The 25178-nt window shown below is 74.9% G+C and carries 24 protein-coding genes, 1 pseudogene and 1 riboswitch; of the genes and pseudogenes, 13 read left to right on the top strand and 12 right to left on the bottom strand.

The genetic code is table 11. The features are described 5' to 3' along the window. The first annotated feature begins 61 nt into the window (after positions 1-61). A complete protein-coding gene (locus tag V5D56_RS01055; RefSeq protein ID WP_435737216.1) occupies positions 62-406 on the top strand; it encodes a VOC family protein in 345 nt (114 codons plus the stop codon). A gap of 10 nt (positions 407-416) precedes the next feature. Further along, positions 417-1109: a hypothetical protein gene (locus V5D56_RS01050; RefSeq protein WP_435737215.1), complete on the top strand. Its 693-nt coding sequence runs from the start codon at positions 417-419 to the stop codon at positions 1107-1109. A gap of 75 nt (positions 1110-1184) precedes the next feature. On the opposite strand, the gene V5D56_RS01045 is transcribed toward V5D56_RS01050, so the two are convergent. Both V5D56_RS01045 and pnuC read right to left on the bottom strand, forming a co-directional pair. Continuing rightward, positions 1185-1910: an MBL fold metallo-hydrolase gene (locus V5D56_RS01045; protein ID WP_435737214.1), complete on the bottom strand. Its 726-nt coding sequence runs from the start codon at positions 1908-1910 to the stop codon at positions 1185-1187. Positions 1911-1998: 88 nt separating this feature from the next. Continuing rightward, complete coding sequence (pnuC, locus tag V5D56_RS01040; protein WP_435737213.1) at positions 1999-2694, bottom strand: nicotinamide riboside transporter PnuC; 696 nt, start codon at positions 2692-2694, stop codon at positions 1999-2001. 168 nt (positions 2695-2862) lie between these two features. Beyond that, positions 2863-2989, bottom strand: a riboswitch (FMN riboswitch). A 166-nt stretch (positions 2990-3155) separates the two neighbouring features. Here pnuC and V5D56_RS01035 point away from each other — a divergent pair. Then, positions 3156-4217, top strand: a pseudogene (locus V5D56_RS01035) (acyltransferase family protein); the annotation flags it as partial. A 132-nt stretch (positions 4218-4349) separates the two neighbouring features. Here the strand turns inward: V5D56_RS01035 and V5D56_RS01030 are convergent. Continuing rightward, the gene (locus V5D56_RS01030) at positions 4350-5108 is read right to left on the bottom strand and encodes a TetR family transcriptional regulator (RefSeq protein ID WP_435738929.1); all 759 of its coding nucleotides are present in this window, start codon (positions 5106-5108) and stop codon (positions 4350-4352) included. Positions 5109-5191: 83 nt separating this feature from the next. Here V5D56_RS01030 and V5D56_RS01025 point away from each other — a divergent pair, with 83 nt between their 5' ends. After that, positions 5192-5692 carry an MOSC domain-containing protein gene (locus tag V5D56_RS01025; protein ID WP_435737212.1) on the top strand — a complete coding sequence of 167 codons (501 nt, stop codon included), beginning with the start codon at positions 5192-5194 and terminating at the stop codon, positions 5690-5692. Here the strand turns inward: V5D56_RS01025 and V5D56_RS01020 are convergent. After that, positions 5674-6834, bottom strand: a complete 1161-nt coding sequence (locus V5D56_RS01020; RefSeq protein WP_435737211.1) for a class I SAM-dependent methyltransferase — start codon at positions 6832-6834, stop codon at positions 5674-5676. The two genes, V5D56_RS01025 and V5D56_RS01020, sit on opposite strands and share 19 nt — an antisense overlap. Positions 6835-7084: 250 nt before the next feature. Here V5D56_RS01020 and V5D56_RS01015 point away from each other — a divergent pair, with 250 nt between their 5' ends. The 5 genes from V5D56_RS01015 to V5D56_RS00995 all read left to right on the top strand — a co-directional run bounded on the left by V5D56_RS01015 (position 7085) and on the right by V5D56_RS00995 (position 14965). Next, on the top strand, positions 7085-8620 hold the full coding sequence (locus tag V5D56_RS01015; RefSeq protein ID WP_435737210.1) for a 3' terminal RNA ribose 2'-O-methyltransferase Hen1: 1536 nt from the start codon (positions 7085-7087) through the stop codon (positions 8618-8620). Then, positions 8617-11403 carry a polynucleotide kinase-phosphatase gene (locus tag V5D56_RS01010; protein WP_435737209.1) on the top strand — a complete coding sequence of 929 codons (2787 nt, stop codon included), beginning with the start codon at positions 8617-8619 and terminating at the stop codon, positions 11401-11403. Before V5D56_RS01015 ends, V5D56_RS01010 begins: the two co-directional genes overlap by 4 nt. A 113-nt stretch (positions 11404-11516) precedes the next feature. Then, a complete protein-coding gene (locus V5D56_RS01005; protein WP_435737208.1) occupies positions 11517-13418 on the top strand; it encodes an ABC transporter ATP-binding protein in 1902 nt (633 codons plus the stop codon). Beyond that, positions 13415-14245, top strand: coding sequence for an energy-coupling factor transporter transmembrane component T (locus V5D56_RS01000; protein WP_435737207.1), 831 nt, complete (start codon positions 13415-13417; stop codon positions 14243-14245). Before V5D56_RS01005 ends, V5D56_RS01000 begins: the two co-directional genes overlap by 4 nt. A 114-nt stretch (positions 14246-14359) precedes the next feature. Next, positions 14360-14965, top strand: a complete 606-nt coding sequence (locus V5D56_RS00995; RefSeq protein ID WP_435737206.1) for an ECF transporter S component — start codon at positions 14360-14362, stop codon at positions 14963-14965. Between the two features lie 35 nt (positions 14966-15000). On the opposite strand, the gene V5D56_RS00990 is transcribed toward V5D56_RS00995, so the two are convergent. From V5D56_RS00990 to V5D56_RS00980, 3 genes are all read right to left on the bottom strand, one after another. Beyond that, entirely contained in the window at positions 15001-15234 is a 234-nt protein-coding gene (locus V5D56_RS00990) for a hypothetical protein (RefSeq protein WP_435737205.1), read from the bottom strand. A 140-nt stretch (positions 15235-15374) separates the two neighbouring features. Next, positions 15375-15680, bottom strand: coding sequence for a hypothetical protein (locus tag V5D56_RS00985; RefSeq protein ID WP_435737204.1), 306 nt, complete (start codon positions 15678-15680; stop codon positions 15375-15377). Further along, positions 15677-16321: a TetR/AcrR family transcriptional regulator gene (locus V5D56_RS00980; RefSeq protein WP_435737203.1), complete on the bottom strand. Its 645-nt coding sequence runs from the start codon at positions 16319-16321 to the stop codon at positions 15677-15679. The genes V5D56_RS00985 and V5D56_RS00980 overlap by 4 nt, the downstream gene beginning before the upstream one ends. 150 nt (positions 16322-16471) lie before the next feature. Here V5D56_RS00980 and V5D56_RS00975 point away from each other — a divergent pair, with 150 nt between their 5' ends. Next, entirely contained in the window at positions 16472-18358 is a 1887-nt protein-coding gene (locus V5D56_RS00975) for an ABC transporter ATP-binding protein (protein ID WP_435737202.1), read from the top strand. A gap of 144 nt (positions 18359-18502) precedes the next feature. Continuing rightward, complete coding sequence (locus V5D56_RS00970; RefSeq protein ID WP_435737201.1) at positions 18503-19102, top strand: dihydrofolate reductase family protein; 600 nt, start codon at positions 18503-18505, stop codon at positions 19100-19102. Between the two features lie 132 nt (positions 19103-19234). Here V5D56_RS00970 and V5D56_RS00965 read toward each other — a convergent pair whose 3' ends face one another. Then, positions 19235-20128 (bottom strand): LLM class flavin-dependent oxidoreductase, encoded by an 894-nt coding sequence (locus tag V5D56_RS00965; protein ID WP_435737200.1) that lies wholly within the window; start codon positions 20126-20128, stop codon positions 19235-19237. An 82-nt stretch (positions 20129-20210) separates the two neighbouring features. On the opposite strand from V5D56_RS00965, the gene V5D56_RS00960 reads away from it, so the two are divergent. Continuing rightward, positions 20211-20507, top strand: coding sequence for a Dabb family protein (locus V5D56_RS00960; RefSeq protein WP_435737199.1), 297 nt, complete (start codon positions 20211-20213; stop codon positions 20505-20507). A 22-nt stretch (positions 20508-20529) separates the two neighbouring features. Here the strand turns inward: V5D56_RS00960 and V5D56_RS00955 are convergent, their stop codons facing one another. The 4 genes from V5D56_RS00955 to V5D56_RS00940 are packed head-to-tail and all read right to left on the bottom strand — an operon-like array spanning position 20530 to position 23823. After that, on the bottom strand, positions 20530-21171 hold the full coding sequence (locus tag V5D56_RS00955; RefSeq protein ID WP_435737198.1) for a hypothetical protein: 642 nt from the start codon (positions 21169-21171) through the stop codon (positions 20530-20532). Beyond that, complete coding sequence (locus V5D56_RS00950; protein WP_435737197.1) at positions 21168-22559, bottom strand: RCC1 domain-containing protein; 1392 nt, start codon at positions 22557-22559, stop codon at positions 21168-21170. Before V5D56_RS00950 ends, V5D56_RS00955 begins: the two co-directional genes overlap by 4 nt. Positions 22560-22603: 44 nt before the next feature. After that, positions 22604-23260: a hypothetical protein gene (locus V5D56_RS00945; protein ID WP_435737196.1), complete on the bottom strand. Its 657-nt coding sequence runs from the start codon at positions 23258-23260 to the stop codon at positions 22604-22606. 14 nt (positions 23261-23274) lie between these two features. Continuing rightward, positions 23275-23823 (bottom strand): hypothetical protein, encoded by a 549-nt coding sequence (locus V5D56_RS00940; protein ID WP_435737195.1) that lies wholly within the window; start codon positions 23821-23823, stop codon positions 23275-23277. A 151-nt stretch (positions 23824-23974) separates the two neighbouring features. Here V5D56_RS00940 and V5D56_RS00935 point away from each other — a divergent pair, with 151 nt between their 5' ends. After that, the gene (locus V5D56_RS00935; RefSeq protein WP_435738928.1) at positions 23975-24898 is read left to right on the top strand and encodes an LLM class F420-dependent oxidoreductase; all 924 of its coding nucleotides are present in this window, start codon (positions 23975-23977) and stop codon (positions 24896-24898) included. Positions 24899-25178 lie beyond the last annotated feature (280 nt).

Here is a 25178-nt window from a genome sequence, read left to right as displayed (position 1 = left end):
ATCGTGCGTCGATACTGCGTATCGGTCAAGTGAGATCAAGTATCAGTCGTAGCCTGGGGAGATGGCTCTCGACCTGTTCGTGACGCTCCATGTCCGTGACCACGACGGCGCTCGCGACTGGTACGTGCGCTTCCTCGGCGCCGAGCCGACGTTCGTCGCGACCCCGACCGAGTCCGTGTGGCAGCTCGCGGAGCACCGGTGGCTCGTCGTCGAGCAGGTCCCCGAGCACGCCGGGCACGGCGTCGTGACGATCTTCCGCGACGACCTCGACGCGTTCGTCGCCGCGGCCGGAGAGCGAGGGGTCGCGCCCGACCGGCGCGAGACCTACGAGGGCGGGGTCACCAAGACGGTCTTCCGGGACCCGGACGGCAACGAGGTCGGCCTCGGCGGGCCGCTCCCCGCGTAGGGTGCCGGGCGTGGCTGCGCACGGACAGGTGACCTGGAACGACGACGCGTCGGCCGGGGGGTGGATCGCGGAACGCCTCGGACCGTTCGGCCCGCGCGTGGACGGCACGGTCCCGCGGGGCTACGCGGCGTACGCGTGCGTGCCGCACCCCGACGGCTACGGCTCCCTCGTGCGCACCACCGACGACGACGGCGCACCCTCCGCGCTCGACGTCCTCACCGCGGTCCTCGCGTCGTTCACGGGGGACCAGCCCGTGCACGCCGGGCTGTGGACGGGGTTCTCGTTCCTCTACGACCACGGCACGGACCCGCGCGACACCTCGGGCATCGGGGTGCTCGTCGGCTGGGCCGAGGACGAGCCGCCTCCGAGCGAGGAGGAGGTGGCGGCCGCGCAGGCCGAGGCGTGGGACCAGCTCGCCCCGACGCTCGTCGAGAGACCCGCGGCGCCGATGCTCCTGCTCCCGCACCGCGAGTACCACCTGTGGACGGGCACGCTGGCCGACGTCGCGGCGTTCCGCCACCACGACCAGTCGCCGAACCTGTGGTGGCCCGAGGACCGCTCGTGGTTCGTCGGGTCGGAGATCGACGCGGCGGCGACCTACCTCGGCGGGAGCGACGCGCTCGTCGACGCCGTGTGCGCCGAGGCGACGCTCGGCGCGCACCGGGTCGCGCCGTCCGACGAGATGCTGTTCGAGGACGACTGAGGCGGTCCGAGGACGACTGAGGCGCGGTCCGAGGGCGACCGGGGCCTCACCCGCTCGCCGCGGTGCCACGGGGCCTCAGGGCTGCGGGTCCGCGAAGGGGTTGCGTGCCTCGCGGATGCGCCGCGCGGCGTCGTGCAGCACGGCCTCGCCGTGGCCGAACCCGGCGATGCCCGCACCCGTGCCGGCGATCCGCCGCGCCGAGCGTCGTGTCTTGTCGCGGTCGACGTCGAACACCCCGAGGATCACCTCCCCGTCGAGCTCCGCCACGGTGTCCCCGGTCAGGACGGCGTCCAGGTGGCGCAGGTGCAGCGCGAGGCTGCCGGGGGTGTGGCCCGGGAGCAGGAGCACGTGAGCGCCTCCACCGACGGCGAGGTGGTCGCCGTCGGACACCTCCAGGTCGACCCGGCAGGGCGGCCCGGCGGGCGGCTCCGACGGCTCCGGGTGGATGGCCCGCTCCGCCGTCGTGAGCCGGGGGAGCAGTCCGGCGACCGTCCCGCGGACGACGTCCGCCTCGGGTGCCCCGGCGATCACCTGGACGTCGCCCCACGTCGCGATCTCGGCGGCCGCGCCGGCGTGGTCCTCGTGGAAGTGGGTCAGGACGACGCGGCGGACGTCGTCGCGTCCGCGGTCGAGCGCGCGCAGCGCCGACTCGACGACGGGCGCGCTGTCGGCCCATCCCGTGTCGACGAGCGTCACGCCGTCGTCATCGAGCACGAGGTAGCTGTTGAGCAGGTGCGCCGGGCCGCCGTCGATCCGCAGGCGGAACAGCGTCGGGGCGAGAGGCTGGAGGTCGGGCCGCATGGCACGAGGCTAGGAAACCGGCGACCCGGACGGGACGTCGTTCTTCTCGCAGGAGAACGCGGTCCGCCCGAAAGACGTACCCGTCCGGTCAGGCGGGCGCGCCCGCGGCCAGCGCCTCGGCCGTCGCGCGCCGGTTGATGCGCCACCACACGAAGAACCCGACGAGCGTGAACGCGCCGTAGAACACGTACATGAACGCGGACGCGTAGTACCCGGCGGACACGAGCAGCGGCACGCCGACGATGTCCACGGCGACCCAGATCAGCCAGAACTCCACCCAGCCCTTCGCCATGCCGTACGTCGCGAGGAGCGAGCCCATGAAGATCCAGGCGTCGGCCCACACCGGCTCGAACGAGCCGAGCGCGCGGAAGACGGGCGTGAGCACCGCCGTGCCGACGAGGAGGGCGACCACGAGGCCGATCCGCTGCCGCGCCGTCGCCCACCGCGGGACCACAGAGACCCCGTGGCTGTCGGCGTCCGCGTCACCGAGCCGCTGCTGCGTGCGGCGCCACTGCACCCACCCGTAGACCGACACGATGACGAACATGACCTGGCGGCCGGCCTGCCCGAGCAGGTTGACGGGGTTGGGCGTCGCGAACACCGCGCCGAGGAACACCGTGAGCAGCAGCAGGTTGCCGACGATGCCGACCGGCCACGCCCACACCTTGCGCCGCATGCCGCCCAGCGCCGATGCCAGGCCGAACCCGTTGCCGACGATCTCGCGCCACAGCAGGTGCTGGTCGCCGATCGTGAGCTGCGCGTCGAACAGCGCCATCAGGTCCATCGTTCGTCCCTCGTCCGTCCCGGGCACGGGGGCTCCGGGGTGAGGGCGGGCTCGGCGTCGTCGGCCCGTGGGGGCCGCCGACGCCGTCGCTCACCACGGCGAGGATCGTCCCCCAGGAGCGGGCTCGCCGATCTCTCGGCGGCCGCGCGCCGTCGGGACGGCCGCGCCGCACGTGCTTCCTCCCATCCGGACTGTCACCGTCGGTCCTGGAGTTCCACCAGGTCAACCGCGCGTAGGGCGCGGGTCGCGGACTGTCACCGCCGGCTCGGAATTGCACCGACCCCGGAGCACGTTCGTGCGTACTGCGTTCTGCAACGGTGGATGCTACCCGCACATTCCCTGCGACTGCGGCGCCTTAGCCCCACGGCTGACCACGACGGCGCGGACCTGGCCCTGAGGAGAGGGCATGTCTCGCCCCCGGGACGAAGCGACCGCGCCCGCGCGGCCAGGAGGCTCGGTGCGTGACCAGCACCGACGCGATCTCCGCCCCGAGCCGACGAACGGCCGGAGCCGACCCCCTTTCTCCGGATGCCCTGCCAGGGCGGTTGGCGGCGCCAGGGCGGCTCGCAGCGCTCGACGCGCTCCGGCTCCTGGCGGCCCTGGCGGTCGTCGTCTACCACTTCGTGGGGCTCGGCCATCAGGCCTGGGGCCGCGCGACGAGCGACGCCTTCCCGGTCGCCCATCTCTGGGCCGCCCGCGGCGCCTACGGGGTGCAGCTGTTCTTCGTGATCAGCGGCTTCGTCATCTTCATGACCGCACGTCACGGCAAGGGCGTGGTGCATTTCGTCGCCTCGCGGGTCGGGCGCCTGTACCCCGCGTACTGGGTCGCCGTCGTGCTGGCGTTCCTCTTCTTCGCCGTGGTCGCTCCCGGCCGGAGGGACGTCAGCGGCTCGCAGCTCGTCGCGAACCTCACGATGTTCCAGCGGGCGTTCGACGTGGCGGATCTGGACGGCGCCTACTGGACGCTGTGGGCGGAGCTGCGGTTCTACGTCCTGATCGCCGTGCTGCTCGCCCTCGGAGCCCTGCGGGGAAGGCGGCTCGTGGTCTTCGTCGTCGCCTGGCCCGTGGTCGGGGCGGCGGCCCAGGTGCTGGGGAGCGACCTGGTCGCGCAGGTCCTCATCGGCACCGACGCCTCGCTGTTCGCCTGCGGGATGGCGCTCTACCTGCTGGCCGAGGACCTGCGGAGCCGAGGCGCCTGGGTCGCTCTGGCCGTCAACGTCACGCTCGCCCTCGGGTACGCCAGCGGTGTCCAGGCGGCCCGCGTGGCCTCGAACGCGGGCGTGCACCTGGACCGCGTGGAGTCGGCGGCCGTCGTCGCGGCGTGCGTGGCGGCCGTGGCGATCTGTGTGCTGACGCCGGTCCGGCACGTCTCGTGGCGCGGCTTCGTCGCCGCGGGCACGCTGAGCTACCCCTTGTACCTCCTCCACTCCCTCTGGGGCCGCTGGATGATCGAGCACCTCCACCCGGGCCTGGGGCGCGCGACGACGTTCGTGCTGGTGCTCGGAACCTGCCTGCTCGCCGCGTGGGCTCTCCACCGCGGCGTCGAGCGGCCTGTGGGCCCGAGGCTCCGGCGTCAGGTCCTCCGGCTGCTCCGGCGCCCCGCGGGACAGGATCGCGGGATCCGGCCGGGGGACGTGCTGCGCGTCCGACCCGGGTCAGCCCAGGGCGTCGCGGACGGCGCGCGCGACGTCGTCGGCGACGTCCGCGGCGTTCGCGCCCGCGTCGACGACCGTCACGACGACGCGGCGGCGGTCCGCCGTGCCTGCGCCGCGAGCCGGGGCCCCGGCGGGGTCGTCGGCGGTGAACCGTCCGGCCGCGGCGCGGCGCAGCTCGGCGAACGCCTCCTCGAGCTGCGGGCGCAGGTCCTGCTCGGGGTCGCGCAGCCAGCGGCGCAGGAGCGCGTTGTGCACGGCGACCACGGACGCGGCGAACGCGATGGACGCGGTGGAGCGCCGCGCGTCGGGCGGCAGGGCGTCGCGCAGGTAGGCCGTGAAGGCGCGTTCGTAGCGGTGGGTGGTCACCAGCTCGCGGTCCCGGAGCGCGGGCACCTGCTGGAGCAGGCCGTGGCGCGCGAGCGACGTCTCGCGCTGGCCGACGTGGTGGTCGAACACGAGGCGCGCCGCGCGGCAGACCTCGAGGTACGGGTCGACGGACGGGTCCGGGACGAGGTTCCCCGCGGCGTCGGGCACGGGCCGGGTCGCGGCGAGCATGACCACGACCTCGTCGAGGAGCAGCTCGTGGTCCGCGAAGACCACGTCCTCCTTCGAGCGGAAACGGCGGAAGAAGGTGGCGCGGCTGACCTGGGCGGCGTCGGCGATCTCCTCGACGGTGGTCTGCTCGTACCCCTTGCGGGTGAAGAGCTCGATCGCTGCGTCGACGGCCTGGGCATGGGTGCGGCTGCGGACGTCGGTCATGGACGGGACGGTACACCGGTACCGGGTCCCCGCTCGGGGGAGCGCTGATGGTGACCGGCCGGGCGAGGTGGCACGCTGGTCCGGTGACCGAACCGCCCCGCGTGCACTCGATCCACGTCGCCAAGGCGCGACGGCTGCCCACCCGCACCGTCCCCCAGGTCGAGGCGGAGGAAGGCCGCGGGCTCGTCGGCGACCGGTACCACGGGTCCAAGCACCGGCACGTGACCGTCCAGACCCTCGCGGACCTCGCCGCCGCCTCCTCAGAGCTCGGGCAGGAGATCGACCCCGGCCTCACGCGGCGCAACGTGACCCTCACGCACGGCCACCTCCCCACGAAGCCCGGGTCGTTCCTCACGCTGGGCGACGTCGAGCTCCAGGTGCTGCGCATCGCCGCACCGTGCCGGCTGCTCGACGACTGGATCGCACCCGGAGCCATGCGCTCGATGCACGCGCGCGGCGGGGTGGTGTGCCGCCTGCTGTCGTCCGGGACGATCCACGTCGGCGACGAGGCCCGGTGGCCGGACCCGGCCGACCAGGCCGACCCGGCGAGCCCCGGCGGGACCGGTCAGAGCACGAGCCGGTAGAACCGGAAGAACGAGAAGTCGTCGACGGGCAGCACCTCGACGCCCGAGTACCCCGCCTCCAGCGCGTAGCGCCGCAGCGTCGCGGGTCGCATGACGGTCCCCGTCCCGGCGGACGGCTGCGTCGACAGCCCGTCGGGCAGGCACACGAAGAGGCTGTAGCCGTACATGATCCGGTCGACGTCGTCGGCCGGGGCGCTGAACTCGTCGGCGACGGCCTCGTCCATGACGACCACCACGCCGTCGGGCCGCACCGCGCGACGTACCGCGTCGAGCACAGCGACGGGGCGCGGCAGGTCGTGCACGCACTCGAACGCGAACGCGGCGTCGAACGGCTCGGCGAGCGCGAGCTCCGCGGCGTCGGCGCGGTGGAACGTCACGCGGTCCCCGAGCCCGGCCGCGTCCGCGGCGGTCCGGGCCGCCTCGACCGACGGCCGGTCCACGTCGATCCCGTGCACGACGGCGCCCGGGTACGCCCGCGCGATCGCGAGCGTCGACCAGCCGAACCCGCACCCGACGTCGACGACGCGCGCACCCGGCCGCGACAGCACGTCGTGAACCTCGGGCAGGCGCGTGAGCGCGGGCCCCAGCTCGCGCTCGAACCACGGCCGGTTGACGTCCGCCTGCGCCTCGCGCGCGTCGTCGCCGAGCTGGTCCCACGACACCCCGCCGCCCGTCCGGTAGGCGTCGAGGAGGTGGGGGAGCTGCGGGCCGATCGCCCCGACGAACCGCGCGAGCGGCGCGGAGTACGCGAGCGACGTCGTGTCCGTGAGGACCTCGGCGTGCGCGGCGGGCAGGGCGTAGCGGCGCTCGCGGGCGACGTCCTGCGGGTCCGCGACGAGCGCGGGTGCCGCACCGGGGTCCTCGGCGGCGAGGATGCCCGACGCCGCCTGCTGCTCGAGCCACTCGCGCGCGTAGCGCTCGTGCGTGCCGGTCGCCTCGGCGAGCGCCGTGGAGGTCAGCGGTCCGGCGTCGGCGAGGGCGCGGTACCAGCCGAGCCGGTCCCCGACGTGCACCGCGAGCACGTCGATCGCGCCGAGCGTCGCGGTGAACAGGCGCTCCGCGAAGGCGTCGACGGGCGCGGCGTCGTGCGGTCCCTCGCCAGGGTCGCGCGGCTGCGCGCTCGTCCGTTCCTCGGTCGTCACGACGGTCCCGTCCACGGTGGCCGGGCGTGCCGTGAGCGGCGCCGCCCGTCCCCCGACGGTAGACCTGCGAGACGCCCCGCGTCGATGGTCCGACCGGCTGAATCTCGACCGGTTCTCGGTGCTCGACCGGAGACGGCCCCCGGCGGTCCCACCCGCGCGCCGGGCCCCCGCCGAGCCCCACCGAGTCTCCGACGAGTCCTGCGGTGAATCCTGGTGCCCGGTCGGCCGACGGGATGACAGCATGTCGGCCATGCTCGTGACCCTGACCGCGACGGCGGCGCACGACCTCGGCCTCGACGACGCGACCGACCTCGGCTTCCTGCTGCACAAGCACCCCGGTCGTGCGCAGTCGTTCGACCTCCCGGTGGGTCGGGCGCACGTCTTCTACCCCGAGGCGACGCCCGAGCGCTGCACGGCGGCGCTGCTGCTGGAGGTCGACCCGGTGGGGATCGTCCGGGACAAGCGGTTCGGGGGCTCCGGAGGCGGGTTCGCCCTCGCGCAGTACGTCAACGACCGGCCGTACGCGGCGTCGTCCCTGGTCGCCGTCGCGCTCGGCAAGGTCTTCTCCACCGCGGCGGCGGGCCGGTGCGACGCGCGCCCGGACCTCGCGGCGACCGCGATCCCCCTGGAGATCCATGTCCCGTCGCTCCCGTGCCGCGGCGGCGCCGGTCTCGCGCGCCGCTTCTTCGAGCCGCTCGGCTGGGTGGTCGAGGCGACGGCCGAGCCGCTCGACCCGACGGTCCCGGCGTGGGGGGACGCGCACGTCGTCGACCTCCGCCTGCGGGGGACGGTGCGGCTGGCCGACGCGCTGACGCAGCTCTACGTCCTCCTCCCGGTGCTCGACGACGCGAAGCACTACTGGGTGTCGACCGACGAGGTCGACAAGCTCGTGCGCGCGGGCGGCGGCTGGCTCGCCGACCACCCCGAGCGCGAGCAGATCGCCCGCCGGTATCTCGCGCACCAGCAGCGCTACGTCGACGACGCCGTCGCACGCCTCAGCGCTCTCGACGACACCTCGGGCGCTCCCGCCCACGCTGCCGAACCCCGGGTTGTCCCCCGATCAGGGGCCGTATCAGGGGACAACCCGGGGTTCGGCGACGTGCCGGCGGACGACACGCCCCCGCCGCTCGCCCGGCAGCGCGCGGACGCGGTGCTCGCCGCGCTGCACGACGCCGGCGCCCGGACGGTCGTCGACCTCGGGTGCGGGGAGGGGGCGCTGCTCCGGCGTCTCGCGGCCGACAGGTCCTTCACGCGCATCCTCGGCACCGACGTCTCGGCGGGAGAGCTCGATCGGGCCGCGACGCGACTGCGCCTCCACGACGCGAGCGACGCCGAGCGCGAGCGCGTGCAGCTCGTGCAGTCGTCGCTCACCTACGCCGACGACCGCCTGGCGGGCTTCGACGCGGCGGTGCTCATGGAGGTCGTCGAGCACGTCGACCCGTCGCGCCTGGACGCGCTCGAACGGGCCGTGCTCGGGCGCGCGCGGCCGCGGACCGTCGTCGTCACGACGCCGAACGCGGAGTACAACGTGCACTACTCCAATCTGCTGCCCGGCCCGGACGGCACGGCCGCCGGTGGGCTGCGCCACCCCGACCACCGGTTCGAGTGGACCCGCGCGGAGCTGCGCGCGTGGGCGGAGGCGGCGGCCGAACGGTTCGGGTACACGGTGGCGTACCGCGACGTCGGGCCGGTCGACGCAGGGACCGCGGAGGCAGGCTCCACCGAGCCGCGCGGCGCGGGGCCGTCGACGCAGATGGCGGTCTTCACCCTCGGAGGTGCGGCATGACGGAGCAGGTCGCCCACGAGCAGCAGGAACAGGAGACGCGGGAGCTGCGGGTCCCCGCGTCGAGCCTCGTCGTGCTCGTCGGTGTCTCCGGGTCCGGCAAGTCGACGTTCGCACGCGAGCGGTTCGGCCCGTACGAGACGGTGTCGTCGGACGTGTGCCGCGGGCTCGTGTCGAACGACGAGAACGACCAGAGCGCCACGACGGCCGCGTTCGAGGTGCTCGAGACGATCGTCGCGAAGCGCCTTCAGGCGAACCTCCTCACCGTCGTCGACGCGACGAACGTGCAGCGCGAGGCGCGCAAGGGCCTCGTCGCGCTCGCGCGTGCCCACGACGTCCTGCCCGTCGCGATCGTGCTCGACGTCCCCGAGCAGGTCGCCGTCGAGCGCAACGTCGCGCGCGCCGACCGCGACTTCGGCGCGCACGTCGTGAAGCGCCAGCGCGCGGCGCTGCGGTCGTCGCTCAAGAGCCTGTCGCGCGAGGGCTTCCGCACGGTCCACGTGCTGCGCGGCACGGACGAGATCGACGCGGCGCGGATCGTCCGCACGCCGCTGCTCACCGACCGACGGGACGAGACGGGTCCGTTCGACGCGATCGGCGACGTCCACGGCTGCCTCGACGAGCTGCTCACGCTCCTCGACCGTCTCGGCTACGTCGTCGAGCACGACGACGCCGGCCGCCCCGTCGACGCCGCCCACCCCGAGGGGCGGCGCGCGATCTTCCTCGGCGACCTGGTCGACCGCGGTCCCGACTCGCCCGGCGTCCTGCGCCTCGCGATGGGCATGGTCCGCGCGGGGCACGCGCTCGCCGTCCCGGGCAACCACGAGCACAAGCTCGTGCGGGCGCTCGCCGGTCGCGACGTGCAGGTCTCCCACGGGCTCGAGACGACGCTCGCGCAGCTCGCCGCCGAGCCCGAGGAGTTCCGGCGCGACGTCGAGACCTTCTGCCGCGACCTCGTCTCGCACCTCGTGCTCGACGGCGGCGCGCTCGTCGTCGCGCACGCCGGCCTCAAAGAGTCGTACCAGGGCCGCGCGTCGGGGCGCGTGCGGAGCTTCGCGATGTACGGCGACACGACGGGCGAGACCGACGAGTTCGGCCTGCCCGTGCGCTATCCGTGGGCGCGGGACTACCGCGGCCGCGCCATGGTCCTCTACGGGCACACGCCCACGCCCGACGCCGAGTGGGTCAACGGCACGATGTGCCTCGACACCGGGTGCGTGTTCGGCGGGAAGCTGTCGGCGCTGCGGTATCCGGAGAGGGAGGTCGTCCAGGTCCCGGCTGCGCGGGTGTCCTACGAGCCCGCGCGGCCGTTCCTCCCCGAGACCGCGCCCGGCACCGTGCCCGACGGCGCACGCGGGGCGGGGTCTCCCGGCTCGCCCGAGGTGCGTGGCACGGTGGCCCGCGAGCCCGACCTGCTCGACGTCGCCGACGTCCTCGGCCGCCGCGTGGTCGAGACCGCGCACCACGGTCGCGTGACGATCGGCGAGGAGAACGCGGCGGGGGCGCTCGAGGTCATGAGCCGCTTCGCGGTCGACCCGCGCCTCCTGACGTACCTGCCGCCGACCATGAGCCCTGTCGCGACGTCGACCCGGCCGGGACTGCTCGAGCACCCCGACGGCGCGTTCGCGGCCTACGCGCGCGACGGCGTCGGGCGGGTCGTGTGCGAGGAGAAGCACATGGGCTCGCGCGCGGTCCTGCTCGTCGCGCGGGACTCGGGCGTGCCCGGAGGGTCGCGGGTCGTCGCCGAGAGGTTCGGCATCGACGCTCCCGGCGCCGTGCACACCCGCACGGGCCGGTCGTTCCTCGACGAGCCGACGACGGCCCTGCTGCTCGGTCGTGCCGCCGCGGCGCTCGACGCGGCCGGGACGTGGGACGCGCTCGGCGCGGACTGGGTGCTGCTCGACGCCGAGATCCTCCCGTGGTCGCTCAAGGCCGACCAGCTCCTGCGCGACCGGTACGCGAGCGTCGGTGCCGCCGCGCGCGCCGTCATGCCCGCTGCCCTCGGTGCGCTCGCCGCGGCCGAGGCGCGCGGGGTCGACGTCGGTGAGCTGCGGCGTCGGACGGCGGAGCGCGCGACCGACGCCGAGCTGTTCGTCGAGGCCTACCGGCGCTACCGCTGGGACACCGGGGCGGACGCCGCGCCGACCGGTCCGGCACCCGAGGGCACGCCCGTGAACCCGCTGCCCGGCGAACTGGTGCCCGCCGACCCGTTGCGCGGCGTCCAGGTCGCGCCGTTCCAGGTGCTCGCGAGCGGGACGGCCGTCGGTCTGGGGACGCCCGGGGCGGCCGGGGCGACGTACGCCGACCGCGACCACCTGTGGCATCTGGACGTCGCCGACGCGCTCGTCGCGGCGGACCCGGCGCTGTTCCGCACGACCCGCCGCGTCGTCGTCGACCTCGCCGACGACGCGTCGCGCGCCGCGGGCACCGCGTGGTGGGAGGAGCTCACCGCGGGCGGGGGAGAGGGCATGGTCGTCAAGCCGCTCGACAACCTCGTGCGCCGCGCGGGCGGCAAGGGCGGCGGGGGGCTCGTGCAGCCCGGTCTCAAGGTCCGCGGTCGCGAGTACCTGCGCATCATCTACGGGCCCGAGTACACGCAGGAGCGCAACCTCGAGCGTCTGCGCGACCGGTCGCTCGGCCGCAAGCGCTCGCTCGCGCTGCGCGAGTACGCGCTGGGGCTCGAGGCCCTCGACCGCGTGGCGCGGGGAGAACCGCTGTGGCGGGTCCACGAGGCGGTGTTCGCCGTCCTCGCGCTCGAGTCGGAGCCCGTCGACCCGCGCCTCTGACCTCGGCCGGTCTGCGATCTCGGCACTCGTCGCCACGCTCACGAACGGCACCCTGACGACCAGCACGCGACAGGGTCTCGTCACGCGGCTTAGGTTCGCCTATCCTGTGCTGCGTGCACCGGGACGAGACACCGACCGGCGCGTCCCCGGACGTGCCGACGCTCGCCGTGCGCGCCGTGAGCATCCGGCACCACGTCCACCACGACGACGTCGCGCCGGGCTCGCCGGGCTCGCCGCGCCACGTGCCGAGCCCTCCGGCGCCGACGCCCAGCGGCGTGACGTTCGAGGTCCGCGCGGGCGAGGCGGTGCTCCTGCTCGGGCCGTCGGGCTGCGGCAAGTCGACCCTCGCGCTGGCGACGAACGGGCTGGTGCCGCACGTCGTCGGCGCCGACCTGGAGGGTTCCGTCCGGGTGCGCGGACGGTCGACGGCGGAGCACACCCCGCCCGAGCTGTCGCGCGACGTCGCGATGGTCTTCCAGGACCCCGACGCGCAGGTGGTCACCGGCACGGTGCTCGACGAGGTGTGCTTCGGCCCCGAGAACCTGCTGCTGGACGTCGACGAGGTCCTCGCACGCGCCGAGGCGGCGCTGCGCACGGTGGGCCTCTGGGACCGTCGCACCCACGACCCCGCGACGCTATCCGGCGGCGGCCGGCAGCGTCTCGCCATCGCGTGCGCGCTCGCGCTCGGCTCCCCGCTCCTCGTGCTCGACGAGCCGACGGCGAACCTCGACCCCGTCGGCACGGAGGAGGTCTACGCGGTGCTGCGCGGCGTCGTGGCGCGCGGTGACCGTGCCGTCCTGCTCGTGGAGCACGACCTCGACGCCGCGGTGTCCCTCGTCGACCGCGTCGTGGTGCTCGACGCCGCGGGCCGCCTCGTGCTCGACGGCCCGGCGCGCGACGTGCTCGCCGGCCACGCGGAGGAGCTCTCCGACCTTGGGGTGTGGCTGCCCACCGCGACGCTCGCCGCGCTGCGCCTGCGTGCGGTGGGGGTCCACCTCGACCCGGTCCCGCTCACGCCGGCCGAGCTGACGACGGCGCTCGACGCCGTCCCCGTGCTGCCCGACCCGCTCTCTGCTGACCCACGCCCGCCCCGCCCCCGGACGGTGACGGCGAGGGACGGCGTCGAACATCCCGACGGGATGGCGTCGCAGGCGCCGGACGGCACGGGCACCGCGGCCCCCGTGCTGGTCGTCGACCGCCTGACGTTCCGCCGTGGCCGCGCGCGGGCGGCCACGACCGTGCTGCGCGACGTGTCGCTCGCCGTCGCGCCCGGAGAGCTCGTCGCCGTCGTCGGGGCCAACGGCGCGGGCAAGACGACGCTCGCGCAGCTCGCCGCGGGAGTGCTCCGCCCCCGGCGCGGTGCTCTCGACGGGAGCGTCGCGGTGGCCGGTCTCGACCCGACGACCGCCGACCCGCGCGAGCTCGCGCAGCGCGTCGGGTTCGTGTTCCAGAACCCGGAGCACCAGATCGTCACGACCCGCGTCGACGACGAGCTCGCCCTCGGACTGCGCGTGCGCGGCGTGGCGGAGGACGAGATCGCCGCACGCGTCGACGACGTGCTGCGACGCTTCGGGCTCGCCGACCTGCGCGACCGCCACCCCTTCCTCCTGTCCGGCGGGCAGAAGCGGCGGCTCTCGGTCGGGACGGCGATCGTGTGCCGGCCCGACGTCCTCGTCCTCGACGAGCCGACCTACGGGCAGGACCGCGAGCGGGCGGCCGAGCTGCTCGACCTCCTCACCGCGCTGCACCGCGAGGGGACGGCGGTCGTCGTCGTGAGCCACGACATGCAGCTCGTCGCGGAGCACGCGACCCGCGTCGTCGCGCTCGCGGACGGTGCCGTGCTCGCCGACGGCGCGCCCGCCGACGTCCTCGCGGACGACGCCGTGCTGCGCGCGGCCGGGCTGCGCCCGCCGGCGCTCGCGCGCGCGACGCGGCACCTCGCGCACCCCGCGTGGCGGACCGTCACGCGCCTCGCGGACCTGCCCGTCGCGGCCCCGGTGGGGGTCACGGCATGACCGCCGCCGCCGTCACGAGCCGGGCGGGGACCGCGCGGCTGGGGCCCTTCGCGGGACCGGCGTGGGACCTGCGCACCTACGACCCGCTCGTCACCGCCCTGGGACCGCTGCCCGTCGTGGTCTACGTCTTCACGACGCGCGACGTGCTCACCCCCGCGCTGATCGGGCTCGCCGCGCTCGCGGTCATCCTCGTGATGGTCCGGCCGCCCGGCCGCGTCGTGGCGGCGCTGCTGCTCGGGCTGCCCGCGCTCGCCGCCGTCATGACGGTGTCCTTCGGCGTGCTCACCGACCCGCGCGGCGTCGACGACACGACGCTGCTCCTGACGGTCGGGCGCTTCGAGCTGTGGTCCGGGGCGCTCACCGTCGGGCTCGCGACCAGCCTGCGCACGTGCGCGCTGCTGCTGCTCGTGCTGATCGGCGGGCTGTCCACCACCGGGCAGGACGTCGTGCGCGCGATGGTCCAGCAGCTGCGCGTGCCCTACCGCGTCGGCTACGCGGCGCTCGCGGCCCTGCGGTTCGTCCCGCGGTTCGGTCACGAGCTCGAGGTCATCCGCGCGGCGCACCGCGTGCGCGGCGTCGACCACGGCCGCGGCCCGCTCGCCAGCGCACGACGCCAGGTCGGCTACGCCGTGCCGCTGCTCGCGGGCGGGATCCGGCACGGCGAGCGCGTGTCGCTCGCGATGGAGGCGCGCGCCTTCGGGGCCCACCCGACCCGCACCGAGCGCGTCGTCGTGCCGTTCCGCGTGCGCGACGTCGTGTTCCTCCTCGCGACGTGGGGTGTCGCCGCCGCGATCGCCCTCGTCGTCGCCCCCGCGCTCTCCGGCTGACCCGGACGGCGTCCCGGCACCGGTCCGAGCCGCCGCTCGTGCCCTCCCTCTCGATCCTCTGAAGCGCCCTCCCCGAACACTCCTCTGATCCCCTTCGACACTCCCGGAGCCACGATGCCCTCCGCACCTCGCCGCCAGTCCCTGACCACGCGGTACCTCATGACCTGTGCCGCGATCGGTGCCGCGACGGGCGTGCTGCTCGTCCCGGCGAACTTCGTGGCGGCGGCGCTCTCCGCGACCGTGCCCGTGCTGTACGCCGCGATGCTCGGCCTGTGGATCGTCGGGCCGGTGCTCGCCCTCGCGCTCGTGCGGCGTCCGGGGGCGGCGGTGCTGACGATGCTCGTCGCCGGGGTGATCAGCTCGGCGTCGCCGCTCGGGGCGTCGTCGATCCTCACGTGCCTCATGGTCGGCGCGGCGCTCGAGATCGCGTTCCTCGTGACCCTCTACCGCGTGTGGGCCCCGTGGCTCTTCTACACGGCGACGTTCGTGTTCGCCGCGCTGTACACCTGGTCGGCCTTCGTCGCGTTCGACGCCGCGTCGATGTCGCCGGTCGTGCAGGTGCTCATCGTCGTGCTCATGATCGCGAGCTCGCTCGTCGGGACCTGGGCGGGCCTGCTGCTCGCGCGCCGTCTCGAGCGGGCGGGCGTGGCACGCGGGCTCGCGCCCGCGCGTCGTCCTGCGGGGACCGTGCCCGTCGTGGCGCCGGCCGAGCAGGTCTGACGATCCGGTCTGACGGGCCGGGCGCGCGGGACCCGTCAGCCGCCGAGGAACGCCTTCATCGCGAGGACGGAGAACAGCACCGCCCCTGCGGCGACGGCCAGGGCGACGACCCAGCCGTTGGCCCGCTCGACGGGTGGGACGGCCGGCCGGGCCGGAGCGGACGTGCGGCGGCCCCGGCGAGCGGTGAAGCGCAGGCCGCGCGCCGCGGCGTGCGTGGGCCGCGTCGTGGTGGGTGGGGTCGTCGAGCGGGCGGGGGGCTGGCTCGTCACGGGCGCCTCCGGGGTTGTCGGCGCCGCTGCCCGACGCCGTACCCCAGTCTTCGTGGTCGGGCACCCTCCGCGCGTCGCCCGTTCGGTGGATCCTTCCCGTCGCCGCTGTGCGACCTGCGGATGACGTCCCGGTCGGCCGCTCAGCGCGGTGCGTTCTCCTGATAGCGGGGACCGCGTCGTCCGCCGCGGGCGACGCGCTGGAGGTAGCGGACCTCGCGGAACGTGACCGCGGCGGCGAGGACGCACGGGATCCACGCCCACGCCCGCCCCCGCAGGACGAGCGCCAGGCACAGGACGGCGACGACGACGCCGCCGAGCACCGTCGCGACGCTCGCCCACCGCGTCCCGGTGCGCACGTCGTCGGCGCGCTGCCACCAGCGGCGCACGCGGTCGCCGAGACCGCGGTGCTGCCCCCCCGCGGGGGGAGGTCCGCCGGCCGTCGTCACGACGGGCTCCCCGCGGTCCGGGCGAGGGCCACGCCCTCGATGCTGCGCAGGGCCATCCGCAGGGCGTCGGCGCGGGACACCTCGCCCTCGGCGGCCATCGACCAGGCGTTGAAGAGCATCCACCACAGGGTCCGCACGAGCCACGAGACGCTGAGCTGGTCGTCGACCACGCCGTCGGCCTGGCCGCGCCTCAGGAGCGCGCGGACCGGTTCCTCGGCCTCCTCGGCTTCCGCCCAGAACTCGGGCTCGCCGTCCGACATCTCGTTGAAGAGCACCATGTACCAGGGGCCGAGGTCGAAGTACTCGAACGCCAGTCGCCGCAGCGCTGCGGCGGGGTCGCCGTCGTCGAGCCGCGCGGCGGTGATCGCCGCGCGCGTCCGGTCGACGGCCTCCGCGCCGATCGCCTCGACGAGGTCCGCGCGCTCGGGGAAGTAGCGGTGGAGCGTCGTGCGCCCGACGTGCGCCGCCTGGGCGACGTCGGCGAGCGACGCCGACTTGTCCGCGCTCAGCAACGCCGTCGCCGCCTCGAGGATCGCCCGGCGCGTGCGCGCGCGGGCGGCCGACTCCGTGGTCTCCGGGACCGCCGTGCCCGTTCCCAGTGTGCCGCGGGTCCGTGCCCCACCGCTCGTCCGTGCCGTCACGAGCCTCACCCTAGCGACCGCGGCGGTGGTACACACCTTGCCGAGAATGGAACGGCCGTGTTCCACTGAGGAGCACGGCTCCTCCGCCGATACCTCGAAGGCCGTCAACCACAGTTGACAGCAGATGGGATGTCAACCATGGTTGACGGCATGGCCGCCCCTGACACGCTGACGCGTCCCGAACCCGCCGTCCCTGACGCCGAGGCGAAGGGACCGTTCCTCCCGCGCCTCACGGTGCTCTGGGAGTTCGTCCGCCCGCACCGCCGCACGCTCGCGCTGGGGCTCGTCCTGGGCCTCGGGACCACCGCGGCGACCCTGGCCACGCCGATGGTGACGAAGTGGGTGCTCGACACGCTCGGCACCGGGGCGTCGCTGACACCGGCCGTCCTGACCCTCGTGGGCCTGCTGCTCGTCGGGCTCGTGCTCGGGCTCTGGCAGTGGGTGCTGCTCGGGACGCTCGCCGAGCGTGTCGTGCTCGACGCGCGGTCCTCCATGGTGCGCCGCTACTTCGCCGCGAAGATCGGCGCGCTCACGGGACGGCCAACGGGCGAGCTCGTCACGCGCGTCACCTCCGACACGGTCCTGCTCCGCGAGGCCGCGTCGTCGAGCCTCGTCAACCTCGTGAACTTCGCCGTGTCGCTCGTCGGGACGATCGTGCTCATGGGCGTCCTCGACATGGTCCTGCTCGGCACGACCCTCGCCGCGATCGTCGTCATCGGCGTGCTCGTCGGAGCGCTCATGCCGCGCATCGCCAAGGCGCAGGAGAAGGCACAGGAGTCGCTCGGCAGCCTCGGCGGGACGCTCGAGGGCGGGCTGCGCGCCGTCCGGACCATCAAGGCGAGCCGCGCGGAGGGTCGCCAGGTGGACCGCGTGCTCGACGACGCGCAGGCGTCCGCGCGGCACAGCGTCCGCGCCGTGCGGACCGAGGCGGTCGCGTGGACCATCGCGGGCGGCGGCATCCAGCTCGCGATCATCGTCGTCCTCGCGCTCGGGGCGTGGCGCGTCGACCAGGGGCTGCTCGCGGTGTCGGGCCTCGTCGCGTTCCTGCTCTACGCGTTCCAGATCGTCGAGCCCGTCACCGGGCTGACGATGAACGTCACGCAGCTCCAGGCGGGCATCGCGGCCGCGGGCCGCATCCGCGACGTCCAGGCGATCGAGGTCGAGGAGGACGAGCCGGGCGCGGGCACGCACCAGACGGCCGCGTCGCCGCTCGCGCACCCCGTCGCCCAGGTGGGCGACGTGCGGGAGGAGGGCACGGCGTCGGGCACGGCCCTGGTGCCCGACGACGTCCCGCGCCTCGCGCTGCGCGGCGTCACCGCGCGGTACCTGCCCGGCGGCGAGCCGGTCGTCCGCGACCTCGACCTCGACGTGCCCCGCCGCGGTCAGGTCGCGATCGTCGGGCCGTCGGGCGCGGGCAAGACGACGACGTTCTCCCTCCTGCTCCGGTTCCTCCAGCCGGAGTCGGGGCAGATCCTCCTCGACGGCGTCCCGTACGACGCGCTGTCGTTCGACGACGTGCGCCGCCGGTTCGCGTACGTCGAGCAGGAGACCCCGGTCGTGCCGGGCACGATCCGCGAGAACCTCCAGCTCTCCGACCCGGGCGCGAGCGAGGACGCGATGTGGGACGCGCTCGAGAAGGTCCGCCTCGCCGCGAAGGTGCGCTCGCTGGAGGACGGCCTCGACACGTCGCTCGTCGGCACGACCGTCTCCGGGGGCGAGCGCCAGCGCGTGGCCCTCGCGCGCGCCGTCCTGCACGCGCCGGACGTGCTCCTCCTCGACGAGGCGACGGCTCAGGTGGACGGGCTCACCGAGGCGGCGGTGCACGCCGTGATCGAGGACCTCGCGCGCGACCGCGCCGTCGTGACCATCGCGCACCGGCTCTCGACCGTCATCGACGCGGACCTCATCCTCGTCATGGAGGCGGGCCGGGTCCGCGCGCGCGGCACGCACGCCGAGCTGCTCGCGACCGACGAGCTCTACCGCGAGCTCGTCGCGGCGCTGCGCATCGCGACCCAGGAGGCACCCGCCACCGCCTGATCGCGAGGTGGTACCCCGGTCCCGCGAGGGAGTGCCCCGTCCTCGCTCCGGGGCCGGGTCCGCGATGAGTTCGCCGGCTCGGCCCGGTCGGAGCAGCGTCAGGGATGACGGCGGCCCGTCCGGGCCGCGGAGAGCGAGGGTGTCATGGGACGTGTGACGTTCGACGTGGCGGTGTCGGTCGACGGGATCTCGTCCCGTCCGGACCAGACGGCCGAGCACCCGTTCGGCGAGGGGGTGGACCTGCACGCGTGGATGTTCGAGACGGCGGACGAGAACGCCGAGGAGCTCGCGGCCATCCTGTCCGCCGGCGCCTACGTCATGGGACGCAACATGTTCGGCCCCGACCGCGGCGAGCCCGACCTCGGCTGGTCGGGCTGGTGGGGGCCCGAGCCGCCGTACCACGCGCCGGTGTTCGTCCTGTCCCACCACGAGCGCGAGCCTCTGGTGATGGAGGGCGGCACGACGTTCACGTTCGTCACGGACGGTATCGAGTCGGCGCTGCGTCAGGCACGCGAGGCAGCGGGGGAGAAGGACGTCTCGATCGCGGGCGGTGCCGCGACCGTCAACCAGTTCCTCGCGGCCGGGCTCGTCGACGAGATCCGGCTGCACGTCGTGCCGCAGGTCCTGGGACACGGGGACCGGGTGTTCGACGGTGTCCCGCCCCAGCACCTCGAGATCGTGTCGGTGCGTGCCGCGTCGCGGGTCACGCACCTGGTCTACCGTCCCGTGGGCCGGCTCGGCTGACCGCGCGCGGTCACCGGGTGAGGTGCCGAACCCCGGGTTGTGTGGCGCTGCGGAGCCTGATCGACGCGTAACCGGGGGTTCGGCGGGTCGCCGTCGCCGCGCCGTCGTACCGGCGTTCGCTCGACGACGTCGTCAGAGACCGGCGACCTGGGGAGCGCCCTCCGTGGCGATGCGCTCGAAGACGGACTGCTCGCCCTCGAACTGCGTGCCGGGGATAGGCCGGTGCACGACGATCTCCGTGATCCCGACCTCCGCGTACCCCGCCGCGGTCTCGACGAACGCGTCGACGGACTCCAGCGCGCGGTCGGGGGTGAACCCCGTGAGCAGGACCCGCTCGACGCCGGACGGGTCGCGCCCGGCGTCGTCGCACGCCGCCTCGAGGCGCTCCACCTGAGCGCGTACCGCCGCACGGGACTGCGCGGGCGTCGCGTCGTCACCGAGGCGACCGTCTCCGGTCGTCACCCACGCCTGACCGAAGCGGGCCGTGAGCCGCAGCCCGCGCGGTCCCGTGGCGGCGATCGCGAAGGGCACGCGCGGCGTCTGCACCGAGCCCGGGATCGTGCGGGCCTCGCGCGCCCGGTAGTGGCCCTCCTCGTGCGTCACCGCGGGCTCGGTGAGCAGGCGGTCCAGCAGCACCGTGAAGTCGCGCAGGCGGTCGGCCCGCTCGCGCGCCGACCACGGCTCACCACCCAGCACGCTCGCGTCGAACCCGGTCGTCCCCGCGCCGAGACCGACCGTGACCCGGCCCCCCGACACGTCGTCGAGCGTCATGACGTCCTTCGCGAACGTCACCGGCTCGCGGAAGTTCGGCGACGTCACGAGCGTCCCGAGGCGCACGCGATCCGTCACGACCGCCGCCGCGGCGAGCGTCGGCACGGTGCCGAACCACGGGCCGTCGCGAAACGTGCGCCACGACAGGTGGTCGTACGTGTACGCGGTGTGGAACCCGAGGTCGTCGGCCTCGCGCCACACCTCCCGCGCTTCTCGCCACGGGTACACGGGCAGGATCACAGTGCTCACGCGCATGCCCCGACCCTACGGGGGTGGGCCGTCCCGGCGCCTGCGCGCCGTCGCCGCCGTCGGGAGGTGGACGCCTAGGGTGGCGTGCGTGATCCAGCACACCGTCGCCTTCCGCCTCGTCCACGCCGCCGACAGCCCCGAGGAGGCCGAGTTCCTCACGACGGCACGGAGCACCCTCACGGCGATCCCCGGCGTCCGGGACTTCACCGTCTCGCGCCAGGTCAGCGCGAAGAGCCCGCTCGCGTTCCAGTTCTCCATGGTGTTCGACGACGACGCCGCGTACGCCGCGTACGACGCCCACCCCGCGCACCGGGCGTTCGTCGCCGACCGCTGGGTACCCGAGGTCGCCGAGTTCCAGGAGCTGGACCTCGTGCCGCTCGACTGAACGGGTCGACGGCGGACCCGCGTCACGCGCGGGCGGCGTGCCGACCGCGCCGCGCGGCGACGGGTGGGTCCGCGTCCTGCGACGCCCCGTCCTCCGCTGCCGAAGCCTCTTTCGGCTCGTCGCGTCGGCCGCTCGGGACGAAGGCGATCGCGACGAGCGCCGCGACGGCCACCAGGCCGGGGATCGCGACGGAGGGCCGCTGCACGGCCGCGACGAGCGGTCCGACGCCCGGGACGCGGACCACCGGGACGAGCGCCTCCTCCACGACGTACGGCGCGGCGTCGGGCGCGTCGTTGGCGTCGCCCTGCATGACGACGCTCACCGCCTCCGCCGACACCGCCGTGCTGGCAGCATCCACCCCGGCGGGGTTCTCGGCGGCGGCGTCCGGCGCTGCGACGTCGGTCACCGCGACGACGCGGTGCGTGATGAGCCGACCGGTCGCGTCCCGCAGGGTGGCGACGTCCCCGGGCGCGAGCCGCTCGGCGTCGATTGCGCGGCTGATGACGACGTCCCCGACGTCGTACGTCGGGCGCATGGACCCCGACGTCACGACGAGCGTCTGCACGACGCCCGCCTGCACGAGCGCGAAGAGCACCAGGCCGAGCACTCCGGCCACCGCCGCGACCGTCAGCGCGACGTCGGCGAGGCGTCTCAGGGCGCTCACGGAGCCGCCGCCCAGGTCTGCGTGACCGGGACCTCGGGGCGGGGGGCGAGCGCCTGACCGGCCCCGGTGCCGAGCGTCCTCCCGGCCCCCCAGCAGTACACCTCGTCGTCGCTCGCGGTCGCGCACGCGTGCGACGCGCCGACGACGACGGACGTGAACGTCACGCCCTCCGGCAGCAGGGACCGGTCCACCTCGACCGGGGTGTCCGTCGAGCCTCCGATCCCCACCGCGGGGTTCCCGAGCTGGCCGTCCGTGTTGCTGCCCCAGCAGTAGACCGCGCCGTCGGCCGTCAGCGCGCACGCGGTGCCGCCGCCGGCCGCGACGTCGGTGACCGAGACGCCCGGAGGGAGCGCGACCCGGGCCGGCACGTCCTGGGTGCCGCTGATGCCGCCACCGTCCCCGATCTGCCCGGTGGCCCGAAGACCCCAGCAGTAGGCCGAGCCACCGGCCGCGGCGCACGTGTGGAAGCTCCCGCCGTCGACGTCCGTGACCGGCCGCGCGGTCATCGCGCCCGGCAGCACGGCGGTGGGGGCGAGAACGGCGGTCCCGTTCTCCCCGTCGCCGACCTGTCCCTCCTGGTTGCGGCCCCAGCAGTACGGCTCGCCGGCGGCGATCACGCACGCGTTCTGGAAGTCCGTGGTCACGTGGTCGATCGGCGCCCCGGCCGGGAGCTGGCTCACGGGGTCGTCCGCGCTCGTCGGCACGGCGATGGGAGCGTTGGCCCGGCTCTGCGGGTCGGACGGGTCCGTGGGACGGGGGAAGCCGACGTTGAGGCCCCAGCAGGCCGCCGACGTGTCGTCCGCGACCGCGCAGCTGGCGAACTCCCCGGCCCCGACGATCGTGACCGTGCGGCCGTACAGCGGGGACTCGTACTCGTTGGGCCCTGTACCCGCGGGCTGCGCGTAGACCGCGACGGGGACCGAGGACGGGGGACCTTGCCAGGGCTCCGCCGTGTCGAAGTCGCCCAGGTCCCCGACGCCCCAGCAGTACGCCGCGCCGCCCGCGACGGCGCAGGTGCGCGCGTTGCCCGTGTCGATGTCCGTGACGACGGCGTCGCCCATCGCGCCCGGGGCGACCGCGACGGGCACGTCCGACGTCGTCGCGGTGCCGTCGCCCAGCTGTCCGCTGCCCCCCTCGCCCCAGCACCAGCCGTCGCCCCGGACCACCGCGCACGTGAAGCCCTGCCCTGCCGCGATCATCTCCGGCGCGACGGTCGCGTCGACCACGACGGTCGCGCGGGCGTGCACGGGATCGGTCCAGGCGGCCGACGTCGGGCGCACCACCGGGCCGAGGAGCCCGACCACGAGCACGGCCGCCACCACGGCGAGCGCCGCGAGCAGCGGGCGCAGGGCGGGGCGTGCCACGCGGTTCCCCGCGGCTCGGTTCACGCGGTCTCCCTCCGTTCGGGGCACGCGGCCTCCATCCGCCCGGGTCACGCCGTCTCCTCGCGGTCCGTGCGCCGTCGGGCACGGTGCAGCGCCGTCCCCAGCGCGACGAGCGCGAGCGCCGCCGCACCGACGGCGGCGACGTCAGCTCCCGTGGTCGCGAGCGGTGGTCCTCCACCGGCACCCTCTCCGCGGTCGTCCCCGGAGCCTTCCCCGCCCTCGTCCGCGTCGTCGCCCACCAGGTCGAGCCGGTAGACGACCGTCCCGCTCGAGCCCGGCGGCGCGTCGTCGGCCAGCGTCATCCCCACGCGCACGTGCACGACGCCCGTCGCCGGGACCGGGACCTGGAGCTCGGAGTCCGAGACGGCGACGGGCCCCTCGACGAGCAGCGTCGCCCCCGTCAGGCAGCCCGCCGACGTCCAGGGGGCGTCGCAGGACTCGACGACGGTCGTCAGGTGCGGCACGAGCTCGCCCGTCGCGCTCACCTCGGACCGCACGATCGCCGCAGCAGACGGCGCGTCCACACGGAGCGTCGTGACCGCGGACGAGGTCTCGCCAGGGGCGAGCGCGTCGAACACGAGAAGCTCCGGGTCCACGACGGCCTCGGCGCCGGAGGCGGGCAGCGCCACGCCGACGTGCACCACGACGGCGAGGAGGAGGCCGCCGAGCGCACGTCGCGCGGCGCGGGACGAGCGGGAGGGCACGTGGTCGACGAGGGTCAGGGCGTGGCGGGGGCGACGGACACGCCGTCGACGGTGACCGCGAGCTCGCCGGCCGCGCCCTGCGCCACGGTGGCGTCCGCCTCGACGGTGACCGTGAAGGCCACGGAGTCGCCCGGGGCGAGGTCGGCCGGGTCGTTGCCTCCGGTGACGTAGGCGACGGATGCCGTGACGCCGTCCGGCAGGAAAGGCGTGACCGTGATCGCGCTGACGTCGGCCGTCCACGTGCTCGTGGGGTCGTTGCGCACGTAGCCCGTCAGCGTCGTGGTCTCCTCGGGTGCGACCTGTGCGCTGCCGAGGTCGAGCTCGATCGTCGCGATGCCGGCCTCGGTGCCGTCCCACGTGTCCGACTCGACCCAGGTGGCCGGTTCGACCGGTGCGCTCTGGTCGTCGGGCACCGCGCCCTGGATGTTGAACGTCCCCGTCGAGACGTCGGCCTGGAAGAACACCTGGTCGGTCCACTGTGCGCTCGTGAGCGCTGCGCCCAGTCCGAGGACGGCCAGCCCGGCCAGCCCGATCTTGATCTTGCGCGCTCTCGTCGCCTGCATGGGTGCCTCCGTCGGTCGTGGGTCATCGGGTGAAACGTTTCGGCCCGCCTCCGCACGCTCTCCGATGTGAGGCGGCTCTGCAACCGGAAGGCGTGCTCGACCGGCGAACTCGGCCGACGAGGCGTGTGACAGGCTGAGCGGCATGACTCAGATCGACCTGCGCATCTTCACCGAGCCCCAGCAGGGCGCCTCCTACGACGACGTCCTCGCCGTGGCGAAGGCGACCGAGGACCTCGGTTTCGACGCCTTCTTCCGCTCCGACCACTACCTCGTCATGGGCGACGGCGACGGCCTGCCCGGCCCGACCGACGCCTGGACGACGCTCGCCGGGCTGGCCCGCGAGACGAGCCGCATCCGCCTCGGCACGCTCGTGTCGTCGGCGACGTTCCGCCACCCCGGCGTCCTCGCGATCCAGGTCGCGCAGGTCGACCAGATGTCGGGCGGCCGCGTGGAGCTCGGCCTCGGCGCCGGCTGGTTCGCGCGCGAGCACGAGGCGTACGGCATCCCGTTCCCGGAGAAGCGGTTCGGGATCCTCGAGGAGCAGCTCGCGGTGATCACCGGCCTGTGGGAGACGCCGGTCGGCGAGACGTTCTCCTTCAGCGGCGAGCACTACACGCTCAAGGACTCCCCGGCGCTGCCGAAGCCCGCGCAGGAGCGCATCCCGGTGATCGTGGGCGGTCACGGCCCGCGCCGCACGCCGGCGCTCGCGGCGCGGTACGCGAGCGAGTACAACGCCGCGTTCCCGGACCCCGGCGTGCTGCCCGAGCGGTTCGAGAACGTGCGCGCGGCGTGCCTCGACGCCGACCGCGACCCCGACTCGCTCGCCTACTCGGCGGCGTTCGTCGTCGCCGTCGGCAAGGACGAGGCGGAGTTCGCGCGCCGCGCCGCGGCGATCGGGCGTGAGCCCGAGGAGCTGCGCCGCAACGGGATCGCCGGGACGGTCTCGGAGGCGGCGGACAAGCTCGCGACCGCGGCCGAGCAGGGCGCGACGCGCTTCTACCTCCAGGTGCTCGACCTGCACGACCTCGACCACCTGCAGCTGATCGCCGACGAGGTCCGCCCCCAGCTCGGCTGAGCACGGCGGCACGACCACGGTGCCGCGTCGCGCGTCCGAGGGGTGGACACGCGGCGCGGCACCCCGGTGAAATCTCGGTTTCGCCCCGTGAACGGGCTGTTTCGGGACCGTGGCGTCGTGACGTCCCCGCGGTCCGCCGCGCGACGGCGCGCGACTCTCCGGATGCAAGCGCTCCCAACGGCCCGCGGGCCGGCCGGGCACCCGGGTGCACGGCCCCCACGACCTCCACGACCGGCACCGGCGTACCAGGACACGCCCCGGCGCCGTCGCCCCTCACCCG

This window comes from Cellulosimicrobium sp. PMB13 (assembly GCF_051294865.1).
In the GTDB taxonomy this organism is placed as follows: domain Bacteria; phylum Actinomycetota; class Actinomycetes; order Actinomycetales; family Cellulomonadaceae; genus Cellulosimicrobium.
The sequence above is the reverse complement of the archived record's forward strand: the minus strand, read 5'-3'. Positions and strand labels throughout refer to the sequence as shown.

Coding starts and splice junctions, on each gene's coding strand:
- V5D56_RS00940 (WP_435737195.1), bottom strand. CDS start 23,823: ATGCAGGCGACGAGAGCGCGCAAGATCAAGATCGGGCTGGCCGGGCTG.
- V5D56_RS00995 (WP_435737206.1), top strand. CDS start 14,360: ATGCCCTCCGCACCTCGCCGCCAGTCCCTGACCACGCGGTACCTCATG.
- V5D56_RS00975 (WP_435737202.1), top strand. CDS start 16,472: ATGGCCGCCCCTGACACGCTGACGCGTCCCGAACCCGCCGTCCCTGAC.
- pnuC (WP_435737213.1), bottom strand. CDS start 2,694: ATGGACCTGATGGCGCTGTTCGACGCGCAGCTCACGATCGGCGACCAG.
- V5D56_RS01045 (WP_435737214.1), bottom strand. CDS start 1,910: ATGCGGCCCGACCTCCAGCCTCTCGCCCCGACGCTGTTCCGCCTGCGG.
- V5D56_RS01000 (WP_435737207.1), top strand. CDS start 13,415: ATGACCGCCGCCGCCGTCACGAGCCGGGCGGGGACCGCGCGGCTGGGG.
- V5D56_RS00965 (WP_435737200.1), bottom strand. CDS start 20,128: ATGCGCGTGAGCACTGTGATCCTGCCCGTGTACCCGTGGCGAGAAGCG.
- V5D56_RS01010 (WP_435737209.1), top strand. CDS start 8,617: ATGACGGAGCAGGTCGCCCACGAGCAGCAGGAACAGGAGACGCGGGAG.
- V5D56_RS01030 (WP_435738929.1), bottom strand. CDS start 5,108: ATGACCGACGTCCGCAGCCGCACCCATGCCCAGGCCGTCGACGCAGCG.
- V5D56_RS01055 (WP_435737216.1), top strand. CDS start 62: ATGGCTCTCGACCTGTTCGTGACGCTCCATGTCCGTGACCACGACGGC.
- V5D56_RS01015 (WP_435737210.1), top strand. CDS start 7,085: ATGCTCGTGACCCTGACCGCGACGGCGGCGCACGACCTCGGCCTCGAC.
- V5D56_RS00970 (WP_435737201.1), top strand. CDS start 18,503: ATGGGACGTGTGACGTTCGACGTGGCGGTGTCGGTCGACGGGATCTCG.